We start from the raw sequence: 13,085 nt of genomic DNA on the forward strand, positions 1-13,085 counted from the left end.
GGCCTCGGACGCACTCAGACGGCGCCCGCTCCCGTCAGGGAACGCACCTCGGACTCGGCGTGCTTGGCCTCGTCCGCACGTTCGCGCGAGAGGACCGTGCCGAGCCAGCCCGCCAGGAAACCGAGCGGGATCGAGACCAGGCCCGGGTTCTGGAGCGGGAAGACATGGAAGTCCACGCCGGGGAAGAGCGCTTCCGGGCTTCCGGAGACGACCGGTGAGAACACCACCAGCAGCACGGCCGGCACCAGCCCTCCGTACACCGACCAGACCGCTCCCCGGGTGGTGAAGTTCCGCCAGAACAGCGAGTAGAGCAGCACCGGCAGATTGGCCGAGGCGGCGACGGCGAACGCGAGACCGACCAGGAAAGCCACGTTGAGATCGCGGGCGAGCAGGCCGAGCGCGATGGCCACGGCGCCGATACCGGCCGCCGCGATTCTGGCCACGGCGACCTCGCTGCGCGGCTTGGAGTGGGGCTTGGCGTGGGCCGTGGAGTGGGCCTTGGAGTGCCGTTTGGCGTCCGGCCTTCCCCGGCGGTCAGGCCGCTTGAGCGAGGCGTAGAGGTCGTGCGCGACCGAGGCCGAGGAGGCGAGAGTGATGCCCGCGACGACGGCGAGGATCGTCGCGAAGGCGACGGCGGCGACCACGGCGAAGAGAACCGTTCCGCCGGTGGAACCCGCGCCACCGCCCAGGTCGAGGGCGAGCAGCGGCACCGCCGTGTTCCCCGCCGCGCTCGACGCGCGGACCTCGTCGGTGCCGACCAGGGCCGCGGCGCCGAAGCCGAGCACGATCGTCATCAGGTAGAAGCCGCCGATGAGCCCGATGGCCCAGACGACCGAGCGGCGCGCGGCGCGGGCGGTCGGCACGGTGTAGAAGCGGGACAGGATGTGCGGCAGTCCGGCCGTACCGAGCACCAGGGCGAGCCCCAGGCTCATGAAGTCGAAGCGCGCGGTCCAGCCTCCGCCGTAGACGAGACCGGGCGACAGGAACTCCTTCCCATGGCCGCTGCGTTCGGCCGCGGTGGTGAGCAGCGCGTCGAAGTCGCCGTGGAAACGGACCAGTACGAGCACGGTCAGCGCGATCGTGCCGGCCATCAGCAGCACGGCCTTGACGATCTGGATCCAGGTGGTGGCCCGCATGCCGCCGAGCGTCACATAGACGACCATCAGCGCGCCGACGCCGATCACCGTCCAGGCGCGCGCCGCCTCGCTCGTACCCCCCAGCAGCAGCGCGACCAGGCTGCCCGCCCCGACCATCTGAGCCACCAGGTAGAGGATGGAGACCGCGACGGAGGACGTGCCCGCCGCGATCCTGACCGGGCGCTCCCGCATCCGCGCGGCGACGACATCGGCCAGCGTGAACCGGCCGCAGTTGCGGACGAGTTCGGCCACCAGCAGCAGGACGACGAGCCAGGCGACGAGGAAGCCGACGGAGTAGAGCATGCCGTCGTAGCCGAAGAGGGCGATGAGACCGGAGATTCCGAGGAAGGAGGCGGCCGACATGTAGTCGCCCGCGATGGCGAAACCATTCTCCATGGGGGAGAAGAGGCGTCCGCCGGTGTAGAACTCCTCCGCCGAGCCGTGCCGGTGGCGGCTCACCCAGGTGGTGATGCCGAGGGTGACGGCGACGAACGCGCTGAACAGCAGCAGTGCCAGGGTCTGGTGGTCGCCGCTCATCGCCGCCGCTCCCCCGCCCGCGCCGACTGCCGCTCCCGCGCCGTGTGTTGCTCCCGTTCCCGTGTCTGTTCCCGGTCCCGTTCCCGATCCCGCGTCCGCGTCCGGTCGAAGACGCTCCAGCGCAGATCGAGCGCGTCCCGGTCCCGGTGCAGCCGGGCATGGCGGGAGTACGCCCAGGTCAGCAGGAAGGTACTGAGGAACTGGCCCAGCCCGGCGACCATCGCCACGTTCACCGCCCCCGCCACCGGGCGCGCCATCAGACCGGGCGCCACGGTCGCCGTGACGACGTACGCCAGATACCAGAGCAGGAAGGCGAGGGTGGCCGGGACGACGAAACGGCGGTAACGGCGGCGTACCTCCTGGAAGGCGGCGCTCCGCTGGACCTCCAGATAGATGTCGGCCGCGCCGGGCTGGGCTCCGGGCCCGCCCGCCGCGCCGCCCCCGGCGGGGATTCCGGCCGCGGCGGGCGCGACGGGTGTCGTCGGCGTGCCCGTACCGTCCAGTTCGCCCCAGCCGGAGGCCGGCGCGTCGTACCAGGGGTCGTCGGTCCGCACTGCCGCGGCGTCGCGCCCGTCCTGCTTCTCCACCGGTCAACTCTCCTTGTCAGCGGACCATTTCGGCCGCGCCCCAAGGATGGCCGGAACGGGAGGATCCCGGACTCTTCTCCCCTCCGGCTTCACCCCATCAGGTGACGTTTGTCCCGGGTGGCTGGATGAGGCCGTGCTGATAGGCGTAACGGACCGCCTGCGCCCGGTCACGTACCCCCGACTTGGCGAAGATGTTGTTGATGTGGGTCTTCACCGTGGCCGCCCCGATGTGCAGCCGCCGGGCGATCTCGTGGTTGGAGAGCCCTTCGGCGACCAGGGAGAGCACCTCGGTCTCGCGGGCGGTGAGCCCGTCGGGAACCGCCTCGCGCTCCGGTACGACGGGGACCGCGCCGACCCGCTCCAGCAGCCGCCGCTGCACGCCGGGGGCGAGTCCGGCGTCCCCGGCCATGACGTCCCGGACGGCCTTGACGATCTCGTCACCGCCCGCGTCCTTGGTCAGATAGCCGCGCGCGCCGGCCCGCAGCGCGGGGAACAGCGAGTCGTCGTCGGCGTAGGTGGTGAGCACCACGACCTGGGTCGCCGGATACCGCTCGCGGATACGGCGGGTCGCCTCGACCCCGTCGCAGCGCGGCATGCGCAGGTCCATCAGGACCACGTCGGGGGCGAGTTCACCGACGAGCGCCACCGCCTCCTCGCCGTCCCTCGCCGCGCCGACGACCTCGATACCGGGCAGCAGCCCGAGCAGCATGACGATGCCCTCGCGCACCACGGCCTGGTCGTCGGCCACGATCACCCGGGCCGTCACGCGGGCACTCGCAGGCGCACGGTGAAGCCCTTCCCCTCGGACCGGTCCGGTGGTCCGGAGCCGTACGGGGCTCCGCCGACGTCTGCTTCCGCGGAGACCGCGACGGGCCCGGCCTCCAGACTGCCGCCGAGCAGTTCGGCACGCTCCCGCATTCCCAGGAGACCGTACCCGGAGCCGGAGGCGCCGAGTTCGGTGCCGGGTGCGTCCGTGCCCACGTCCCGTACCTCCAGGGTCACCACGTCCCGCGCGTACTCCAGCCGCATCGTCACATCCGCCCCCGGGGCGTGCTTGCGCGCGTTCGTGAGCGCCTCCTGGGCGACGCGCCGTACCGCCTGCGAGGCCTCGACGGGCAGCAGCCGCGGCTCCCCCACGACCTCGGTCCGCACCCCGTCGACCGCCAGTTCGCGCAGATAGTCCTCGACGGGCACCAGCTGGCCCCGGAGGGCGGAGAGCGCCTGCCGCGTCTCGGCCAGACCCTGCCGGGCCATGCTCCGCGCCTCCACCACCCGCCGCAGCACCTGCTCCCGGTCGTACCCGCCCTCGATCTGGAGGCGCGCCGCCTCCAGATGCACGAGCTGCGCCGAGAGGCTGTGGGCCAGCACGTCGTGGATCTCGCGGGCGATCCTGGCCCGCTCGGCGAGCGCCGCCGACTCGGCCTCGGCGGCCCGCGCGGCGCGCTCCTCCGCCAGCAGCCGGAACCCGGCCCCGCGCGCCTGGGCGTCGAGCCGCAGGGTGTAGCCGCCGAGCAGGACGGAGCCCATGGTCACCAGCACGCCCAGAGGCTCCCCGGCGTGGGCCAGCAAAACGACCGTGGAGACCACCGCCCAGACGCAGACGGCCGCCGCCATCGGCAGTCTGTCCACCGCGAGGACGGTGGCCAGGACCCAGAGCAGGACGGCTGCCCCCTCGGCCCCCGCCGCGTACGCGCCGCCGCCCAGCGATGTCAGCACGAACAGCATCGCCAGGGAGGGAACCAGCCGCCGCGCGACGGTCCACCGGCGGAAGACCAGCACGGCCGCCAGGAAGCAGAGGAGACCCAGCACCGGCAGGGCCATCAGCCGGCCCTGGAATGCCTCCGCGTGGTACGCGCTCACGACCAGCCAGACGGTCAGCGCACCCGACAGCACGACGTCCAGCGCCGTCCTGACGGGCGGCACCCCCACCCGGGTCAGCGCCTCCCTGCTCGGCCACTCGGTCCCCACACGGATCCGCATCCCGAAGCCCTCTCTCTCGGCTTCGATGTTACGGAGCGCGACGGCCCGCCGAATCCCCTTCTGGGGGGAGTCGCGAACGGCGCCGGGCTCCACCCGTGGGTGGAGCCCGGCGGAGATCCTGATCGGTGTGGGTCAGACGTCGATCCTGGCGCGGTCCAGCGTCGCGGCCGAGCTGGTGATGAACTCCTTGCGCGGCGCGACCTCGTTGCCCATGAGCAGATCGAAGACCTGCTCGGACGATTCGAGGTCCCCGATGTTGATCCGCCGCAGGGTGCGGTGGCGGGGGTCCATCGTGGTCTCGGCCAGCTGGTCGGCGTCCATCTCGCCGAGGCCCTTGTAGCGCTGGATGGAGTCCTTGTAGCGCACGTTCTTGCGCTGGAACTCCAGAAGCGTCTGCCGCAGCTCGTTGTCCGAGTACGTGTAGACGTACTTGTCCTGGCCCTTCTTGGGCTGCACCAGCTCCACCCGGTGCAGGGGCGGAACCGCCGCGAACACCCGTCCCGCCTCCACCATCGGACGCATGTAGCGCTGGAACAACGTCAGCAGCAGACAGCGGATGTGGGCCCCGTCGACGTCGGCGTCGACCAGCAGCACGATCTTGCCGTAGCGGGCGGCGTCGATGTCGAACGTCCGGCCCGACCCGGCCCCTATGACCTGGATGATCGCGCCGCATTCGGCGTTCTTCAGCATGTCGGAGACGGACGACTTCTGAACGTTGAGGATCTTGCCGCGGATCGGCAGCAGCGCCTGGAACTCACTGTTGCGGGCGAGCTTGGCCGTACCGAGCGCCGAGTCGCCCTCGACGATGAACAGCTCGCTGCGCTCGACGTCGTCACTGCGGCAGTCGGCGAGCTTGGCGGGCAGCGAGGAGGTCTCCAGCGCCGTCTTCCTGCGCTGCGCCTCCTTGTGCTGACGGGCGGCGATGCGTGTACGGGCCGCGGCGACGGCCTTCTCCAGCACCGCGCGGGCCTGCGCCTTCGCGTCGCGCTTGGTCGACGTCAGGAACTCCTTGAGCTCCTTGGCGACGACGCCCGCGACGATGCGGTTGGCCGCCGACGTGCCCAGGATCTCCTTGGTCTGCCCCTCGAACTGCGGCTCGGCCAGACGCACCGTGACCACGGCCGTGAGACCTTCCAGGGCGTCGTCCTTGACGACGTCGTCCTCGGCGACGCGCAGGAGCTTCGCCGAGCGCAGCGCCTCGTTGACCGTCTTGGTCACCGCCCGCTCGAAGCCCGTCATGTGCGTGCCGCCCTTGGGGGTGGCGATGATGTTGACGTAGGAGCGCATCGTGGTGTCGTACCCCGTGCCCCAGCGCAGCGCGATGTCGACGCCCAGCTCGCGGGTGACCTCGGTGGGCGTCATGTGACCTCGGTCGTCCAGGACGGGCACGGTCTCCTTGAAGACGCCCGACCCGGTCAGCCGCAGCACGTCGCAGACCGCCTTGTCCTGCGCCAGGTACTCGCAGAACTCGCTGATCCCGCCGTCGTACCGGAACGTCTCCTCGATCGTGCCGTTGCCCTCGCTCTCGCCGGCCGCCCGCTCGTCGCGCACGACGATGGTCAGGCCGGGGACGAGGAAGGCGGTCTGGCGGGCCCGCTGGTGGAGGGTCTCCAGCGACAGCCTGGCGTCCTTGAGGAAGATCTGCCGGTCGGCCCAGTACCGGGTGCGGGTGCCGGTGCGTGTCTTGGGCACCCGCTTGCCCTTGAGCATGCCGTTCGCCGGGTCGAAGGGGGCGTCGGGGCCCGATTCCGTGAAGATGCCGGGGACGCCCCGGCGGAAGCTGATCGCGTGCGTGGCGCTGTTGAGGTCGACCTCGATGTCCAGCCGGGCCGAGAGCGCGTTCACGACGGATGCGCCCACGCCGTGCAGACCGCCGGAGGCCGCGTACGCGCCGCCGCCGAACTTTCCGCCCGCGTGCAGCTTCGTCATCACGACCTCGACGCCGGAGAGGCCGGTCTTGGGCTCGATGTCGACGGGGATGCCCCGGCCGTTGTCCTTGACCTCGACGGAGCCGTCCTCGTGGAGGGTGACGTCGATACGGTCGCAGTAACCCCCCAGGGCCTCGTCGACGGAGTTGTCGATGATCTCCCAGAGGCAGTGCATCAGGCCGCGGCTGTCGGTCGACCCGATGTACATGCCGGGTCGCTTCCGGACCGCTTCGAGCCCCTCAAGGACGAGCAGGTGCCGCGCGGTGTAGTTGGAACCGTCACGGTCTGCGGTCAGCAGCGCACTGGACGGCACGGACGTCTCGGCGGTCACGCGGTTCGCTCCTCGCTGAATTTGAAATGTGGCCCAGTGGGTAGGGGCCTGGCATCGGTCGCCGCTCAGAGGGTACAGAGGCCTGGTAGAGCCGTTGTAGCGCCACCCTATTGAATTCTCATGCTAACCGAGGCTCGCATGAGTGTTCGATCGCTCGATGGAGTGAAGCACACATCACGTTCCCTTCCAGGCATGAACCATTTAGGCTCCGGGCACGTCCTCATGAACGACCGGCAAGCCAGCCGGGAGGATCGACCCTGACAAGCAACGCGAAACCGTAAAGCGACGCAATACGGCTCATTCGCCGCCAACCGGCAGCAGACAGCCACCTCGGGAAGAAGTTTCGAGGAAAGGCCGCGAGCGGGAACGTTTTCGGCCTGGTTGGATGTTGACCCTGGTACGACAGCTCGTCGAGCTAGAGAAGAGGCGACGTGACTACTGTTCTGACCCCCGCGAGCCCGCTGACGGCCGCTGACCGCTGCGACCGCTGTGGCGCCCAGGCATATCTGCGCGTCGTTCTTACCAGCGGTGGTGAACTGCTCTTCTGCGCCCACCACGGACGCAAGTTCGAGCCGGAACTCAAGAAGATCGCCGCGGAAATACAGGATGAGACCGACCGACTGACGGCCGTGCAGGCCGCCGCCGGTGAAGAGGAACACTGACACCTCGCATCCACGACGAGCCAAGGGCTGATCCAGGACCGGCCGACGGGCCGCCACCCCAGAAAACCGGGATGGCGGCCCGTTCTCGTCGTCGCGTGCGGTGCGCCCGCCGCGCGGCGCTCTCAGCCCGTTCGGCGCGTCCCGGTGGCCGCGGCCACCTCGTCGACCGCCGAGGTGATCCGCGTATAGACCCCCGGGCTCCCGGCCCGCCCGCAGCCACTCCCCCACGAGACCAGCCCGATGAGCCGCCCACGGGCCACCAGCGGCCCGCCGCTGTCACCCTGGCAGGCGTCGTGCCCGCCCTGGGGATCGCCGGCACAGAGCATCGTGGAGGCCGCGTAGCGGCCCCCTGAGCCCCCCGGGTAGGCCCGCTCGCACTCGGAGTCCGCCAGGACCGTCACAGGGGCTGAGCGCAGCGTGGCGGCGTATTTGCCCTGACCGGTGGTGTCGCCCCAGCCGTACACCTTCGCCGGGGCGCCCGGAGCCACGGCCTCCGAGCCGGGATCGGCCGGCCGGACGGCGTACCGCGCGGGCAGCGCCCGCGCCAGCGTCAGGATCGCGAGGTCGGCGGCGTGGGTCGTCGGCTCGTACGCCGGGTCGATCCGTACGGATCCCACCCGGACCTCCTTGCCGCCCTTCCCGGTCAGCTGCTCCCGGCCCGCGATGACCCGCAGATCCGTCACGTCCTCGGGCTTCACCCCGAGCACGTCCCGGCCCATGCAGTGCGCGGCCGTGAGCACCTTCGTCGGCGCCACGACCACGCCGCCGCAGAACTGGCCCGCGCGGGTGTCCCCGAAACGTTCTCGGCTCGACAGGGCCACGACCCAGGGACTCTCCTCGGCCGGCGCCGGCTCCCCGCCCACGACCACCCGGTCCGCGGCGGCCGGCACGGGGGAGACGAGCGGCAGCACCGCCCCCGCGGCGATCGTGGCCAGTCCTCCCGTGAGCACTCGGGCAATAGGACGACGCATACTGGCTCCTGACTCTCCGGTGACACCTACTGACACAGAGTCACCCATTGAGCCGACAAACGCATCCCCGCAACGCCTGAGGGCCCGTGATCCCGGTCGGGATCGCGGGCCCTCAGGAGGGGCTGTGCCGTGGACGGAGAGCGGCCTAGTCCAGGTAGTCGCGCAGAACCTGCGAACGCGACGGGTGGCGGAGCTTGGACATCGTCTTGGACTCGATCTGACGAATGCGCTCACGCGTCACGCCGTAGACCTTGCCGATCTCGTCCAGCGTCTTGGGCTGGCCGTCGGTGAGACCGAAGCGCATGGAGACGACACCGGCCTCACGCTCGGAGAGCGTGTCGAGCACCGAGTGCAGCTGCTCCTGGAGAAGCGTGAAGCTGACCGCGTCGGCCGGGACGACCGCCTCGGAGTCCTCGATGAGGTCACCGAACTCGCTGTCCCCGTCCTCGCCCAGCGGGGTGTGCAGCGAAATCGGCTCGCGACCGTACTTCTGGACCTCGATGACCTTCTCAGGGGTCATGTCGAGCTCCTTGGCCAGCTCCTCCGGGGTGGGCTCACGGCCCAGGTCCTGGAGCATCTGGCGCTGCACGCGCGCGAGCTTGTTGATGACCTCGACCATGTGCACCGGGATACGGATGGTGCGGGCCTGGTCGGCCATGGCGCGGGTGATCGCCTGACGGATCCACCAGGTGGCGTACGTGGAGAACTTGTAGCCCTTGGTGTAGTCGAACTTCTCGACCGCGCGGATCAGACCCAGGTTGCCCTCCTGGATCAGGTCCAGGAAGAGCATGCCGCGGCCGGTGTAGCGCTTGGCCAGCGAGACCACCAGGCGGAGGTTGGCCTCCAGCAGGTGGTTCTTGGCGCGGCGCCCGTCCTCGGCGATGATCTCCAGCTCGCGCTTGAGCTTGGGGGCGAGCTTGTCGGCGTTCGCCAGCTTGTCCTCGGCGAACAGACCCGCCTCGATGCGCTTGGCGAGCTCGACCTCCTGCTCGGCGTTGAGGAGCGGGACCTTACCGATCTGCTTGAGGTAGTCCTTGACCGGGTCTGCGGTGGCGCCCGCGACGGCGACCTGCTGGGCCGGCGCGTCGTCCTCGTCGTCGTCGGAGAGGACGAAGCCCTTGTTCTCGCCCTCGGTCTCCTCCTCCTCGCCCTTGCCGGCCTGGACCTCCTCGGAGGTCTCCTCGCCGTCACCGGCCTCGTCGGCGTCCTTCTTGCCAGCGGTCTTCTTCGCCGCGGTCTTCTTGACGGCGGTCTTCTTGGCCGCCGCCTTCTTGGCCACGGTCTTCTTCGCGGCCGCCTTCTTCGCGGGCGCGGCCGTCTCGTCGGCGGGAGTCTCGACGGTCTCGGAGGCCGGGGCGGCGGTGGCCGCGACGGTCCTCGTATGAACGGTCTTGGCGGCGACTGTCTTGGTGGCGGTGCGCTTCGCCGGGCTCTTCGCAGCGACGCTCTTGCGGGCGCGCTTCGGCGACTCCGCGGCACTGACCATCAGCGTCACACCCTCTTCCTCGAGGATCTGGTTGAGGCTGCGCAGAACATTCTTCCACTGGGTTGGCGGAATCTGGTCAGCCTCGAAGGCCCGACGCACGTCGTCGCCGGCGATCTGCCCATCAGCCTTTCCCCGCTCGATGAGCGCCATCACAGACTCGGACTCGGCGATCTCCGGCGGGAGCGTACGGGATGTGCTGGCCGACACGAACAACCTCTCGGAACGATGGAAACGGCTTCCGGCTCCCCCCAGGATCGGGGCGGAACCGACGACCGTCGACTGGGGATGTGCCGACGGCGCGGGCTGGACCTCGGAGCTGGATACAGCGCCACTCCTCGTGGCGCTATTCCCTCCGTGGCTGTTCACCTCTTAGGTCATCGCCCTGCCTCGTGGAGTGTTACGCCCAATCCACGTGGCCCGAGTCACACCTCATTTGCGGCAAAGCGGCCAGAAGGGTCTTATCGCACATTCGTGCCGCCGGGCCCGGGGGTCCGGCGGCACGTGACGCGCACGCCCCTGTCCGTCCTGACCTTCGTCTTTCTGCTCGGCACCGCGGGAACTCGCCTTCAGTACCCCGGTGGCGCCCTCAGTGCTCGCGGGGCGCGGGAACGACGCGTTCCACTTCCGGATGGACCATCAGAAGCTGCCGCATGGCGGATTCGGCCGCCTGGGCGTCGCCGGCCGCCAGGGCCTCCACGATCCGCGCGTGGTGCGCCAGCGACGCGTCGGTAGGACGGTCACAGCCGGTGACGGGGCCGCCGGAGACCTGGAGGGCCGCCGAGACGATCCCCGACAGGTGCTCCAGCATCCGGTTGCCCGCGAGCTGGATCAGCAGGGAGTGGAATTCGGCGTCGGCGCGGGAGAACGTGATCGAGTCGCCCTGGGCGATGGCGTGCCCCATGATCTCGACCATGTCGGCCAGCCGCTGCTGGACGTCCTCACGGCCGTGGCCGGCGGCGAGGCGCGCGGCGAGGGGCTCGATCGTCCAGCGCAGCTCGCTCAGCTCGCGGCGCTGGTCGTCACGCTGGGGGCCGAAGGCCCGCCATTCGATGATGTCGGCGTCCAGCAGATTCCAGTCACTGACCGGCCGGACGCGGGTGCCGACGTTGGGGCGGGCGCTGACAAGGCCCTTGGCCTCCAGGACGCGCAGCGACTCGCGGACCACCGTGCGGGAGACCTCGAAACGCTGGCCGATCTCCTCCGGTACGAGCGGCCGGTCGGCACCCAGGTCGCCGGAGACGATCATCTGGCCGAGCTGCTGGACGAGTTGGCCGTGCAGTCCACGGCCCCGGCTGCCCGCCGAGCGACGGCCCACCCGGCCCAACTCGTTGTCCGCGCCGTCCCAAGTGGGGGCGGGGATGCGGTCGGCGCCGGGCGCCTCCGCGTAGGGGTAGCGGTCGATTCCGCCCGGGGCCGCGAGGCCGGACTCGACGGAGCGGGCGGCGGTCATCATGGTGTGCGCAAGGGTACTCACGCATCCTTTGTCGGCTCTGCTCGTCGGCCCCTTGAGGTCTTTGGTGAAAAGCACACGAAAGGGTGATCGGCGCCCGCCCTTCGATTGACGACTTATCGTAAAGAAGCGGGCGCAATCGGGGAGTTATCGGCAGGTGTGACAGCTCCGGTCGCCCGGCGATCACCAACGGGCCCTGCGACGAAGGCTCGTGAACAGATACGCGCAGAGCAGGGCGGACAGCGACAGCGCCAACGCCGCCCCGACAGGCTGGGCGAGGACCCGACCGGTCGCCACCAGCCAGCGGTCGGCGGCCTCCGGCCATTGCGGCCAGGCCAGTTCGCGCAGCCTGGCCGGCAGTCCGACGATCGAACGCGCTGACGGAACGGCGAGCCCCTTCTGAAGGAGGGGGACGACGACGACCGGTACGGCGAGGACGGCGGCGACCCCGGCACCGGTGACACGGAAGATGCCGGCTCCCAGCAGGCCCGCCCAGGCGCAGCCGACGGTCAGTCCCGCCCAACTGGCCACGAGCGCCGGCCAGTCCGGGGGCACCACCTCCGTTCCGCCGCCGTACACCAGCCGCATCGCCTGCGAGTCGACGGCGACGGTGAGGGCGGCGAGCAGCAGGGCCGCCGTGCCGGTGACGGTGAGTTTGGCCAGCAGCAGGCCGAGGCGTCGCGGGACGGTGCCTCTTCCGGCGGCGAGCGCGGGGTAGCGGTACTCGTCGCCGAAGGCGAACGCGCCGAGCAGACCGGCACCGAGGGCGGCGGGCGGCAGCGGGAGGAATCCGGGCCAGGCCGCGAGGAGGCCGGGCAGCGGGGTGTTGCCGGTACGGGCGAGCGGCAGGGTCAGGGCGACGGAGGCGACGAGGACGGCGGCGGCGACCAGCCAGGGGGTCCGTACGCCGAGGAAGCGGCGGAGCTCGTAGCGGAACGGACGCAGGGGGCTGCGCACGGGCCGCGCGGGCAGCGGAGGCGGCAGAAGGTCGCCGTCGGGCCCCTGGAGGGCCTGCCGCACCTCTGAGGGCGGTGACGGGTCCACCGAGGGCGTCGGGCCGGTGTCTCCGGTCTCGTCGGCGAGTTGGTGGACGAGGATGCCGTGCCGGAAGGCCGTCTCGCCCAACTCGGCGCAATTGCTGCCGAAGACGGTCAGTCGTCCGCCCGCCCCGGTGACGACCTCGACGGAGCGGCGGTCCGCCCGAGCCTCGCGGTTGACGGCGTCGGCGAGGCGGGCCGCGTGCGGGGTACGGATGACGACGCGTGGCCGCAGCCGGGTCCGCGCGAAGTCGGCGGCGTCCTGGTCGGCGACGAGGCGGCCTTCGTGGACGGTGACGACGCGATCGGCGGTGCGGGCCGCCTCTTTGGGATCGCTGGTGGCGTAGAGAACGGTGCCGCCGTGCGCCGCGTGCGCCCGCAGCAGTCCGTGCAGCCAGCTGTTCTCGCGAGGCGAGAGACCGGCGGCGGGTTCGTCGAGGACGAGCGTGTGCGGGTCTCCCAACAGGGCGGCGGCGAGGCCGAGTCTGCGGTCCATGCCGAGGGAGAGGGTGCCGAGCGGCTCGTCGCGCAGGGCGCCGATGCCGACCAGGTCGAGCAGGGCGTCGGCACGCGCGGCGGGCACGCCCGCGGCCGCGCAGAGCATGCGGAGCTGCCCTCTGGCGGTACGCGAGGGGTGCCCCGGCACATCACCGAGCAGCACGCCGACCTCGCGGGCGGGGTGCGCGATGCGGTGGAGCGGCCGGCCGCGGAAGTAGGTGATTCCCCGGCCGGATTCGAGTTCGAGCATCAGCCGCAGGGCGGTGGTCTTCCCGCTGCCCTCGGCACCGAGCAGCGCCGTGACGCCACCGGTCCGGGCCTCGAAGGTCAGATCGTCCACGGCGGGCGGGAGGTCGCGGTGGGGGCTGCTGGTGAGTCCGATGGCCTGGAGCATCGCTTCTCTCGCGGGGAGGTGAGACCGCTCGACGGCAGTATGGGTACCGCAGCAAGATAACGCGACATGTCCGACTTGTGGCGCAGGA

The 13,085-nt window shown here is 70.8% G+C and carries 10 protein-coding genes; 1 reads left to right on the forward strand and 9 read right to left on the reverse strand.

Features of this window, described 5'->3' with window-relative positions; genetic code table 11:
- Positions 1-14: 14 nt before the first annotated feature.
- The 5 genes from P3L51_RS06270 to P3L51_RS06290 form a co-directional block, all read right to left on the reverse strand.
- Positions 15-1,673 carry a monocarboxylic acid transporter gene (locus P3L51_RS06270; protein WP_354604047.1) on the reverse strand — a complete coding sequence of 553 codons (1,659 nt, stop codon included), beginning with the start codon at positions 1,671-1,673 and terminating at the stop codon, positions 15-17.
- Entirely contained in the window at positions 1,670-2,260 is a 591-nt protein-coding gene (locus P3L51_RS06275; RefSeq protein ID WP_354604048.1) for a DUF485 domain-containing protein, read from the reverse strand. Before P3L51_RS06275 ends, P3L51_RS06270 begins: the two co-directional genes overlap by 4 nt.
- Positions 2,261-2,357: 97 nt before the next feature.
- Positions 2,358-3,026, reverse strand: a complete 669-nt coding sequence (locus tag P3L51_RS06280; protein ID WP_354604049.1) for a response regulator transcription factor — start codon at positions 3,024-3,026, stop codon at positions 2,358-2,360.
- Positions 3,023-4,240: a sensor histidine kinase gene (locus P3L51_RS06285; protein WP_354604050.1), complete on the reverse strand. Its 1,218-nt coding sequence runs from the start codon at positions 4,238-4,240 to the stop codon at positions 3,023-3,025. The genes P3L51_RS06280 and P3L51_RS06285 overlap by 4 nt, the downstream gene beginning before the upstream one ends.
- A gap of 132 nt (positions 4,241-4,372) precedes the next feature.
- Positions 4,373-6,499 carry a DNA gyrase/topoisomerase IV subunit B gene (locus P3L51_RS06290; RefSeq protein ID WP_354604051.1) on the reverse strand — a complete coding sequence of 709 codons (2,127 nt, stop codon included), beginning with the start codon at positions 6,497-6,499 and terminating at the stop codon, positions 4,373-4,375.
- 431 nt (positions 6,500-6,930) lie between these two features.
- On the opposite strand from P3L51_RS06290, the gene P3L51_RS06295 reads away from it, so the two are divergent.
- Positions 6,931-7,161 carry a DUF7455 domain-containing protein gene (locus tag P3L51_RS06295; RefSeq protein WP_023538184.1) on the forward strand — a complete coding sequence of 77 codons (231 nt, stop codon included), beginning with the start codon at positions 6,931-6,933 and terminating at the stop codon, positions 7,159-7,161.
- Between the two features lie 122 nt (positions 7,162-7,283).
- Here the strand turns inward: P3L51_RS06295 and P3L51_RS06300 are convergent, their stop codons facing one another.
- The 4 genes from P3L51_RS06300 to P3L51_RS06315 form a co-directional block, all read right to left on the reverse strand.
- On the reverse strand, positions 7,284-8,132 hold the full coding sequence (locus P3L51_RS06300; RefSeq protein WP_354604052.1) for a S1 family peptidase: 849 nt from the start codon (positions 8,130-8,132) through the stop codon (positions 7,284-7,286).
- A gap of 145 nt (positions 8,133-8,277) precedes the next feature.
- Positions 8,278-9,825: an RNA polymerase sigma factor gene (locus P3L51_RS06305; RefSeq protein ID WP_354604053.1), complete on the reverse strand. Its 1,548-nt coding sequence runs from the start codon at positions 9,823-9,825 to the stop codon at positions 8,278-8,280.
- 379 nt (positions 9,826-10,204) lie between these two features.
- Entirely contained in the window at positions 10,205-11,092 is an 888-nt protein-coding gene (locus P3L51_RS06310; RefSeq protein WP_354604054.1) for a FadR/GntR family transcriptional regulator, read from the reverse strand.
- A 159-nt stretch (positions 11,093-11,251) separates the two neighbouring features.
- Positions 11,252-12,997 carry an ATP-binding cassette domain-containing protein gene (locus P3L51_RS06315; RefSeq protein WP_354604055.1) on the reverse strand — a complete coding sequence of 582 codons (1,746 nt, stop codon included), beginning with the start codon at positions 12,995-12,997 and terminating at the stop codon, positions 11,252-11,254.
- Positions 12,998-13,085 lie beyond the last annotated feature (88 nt).

Source organism: Streptomyces panacea (assembly GCF_040560175.1).
Taxonomy (GTDB): Bacteria; Actinomycetota; Actinomycetes; order Streptomycetales; family Streptomycetaceae; genus Streptomyces; species Streptomyces panacea.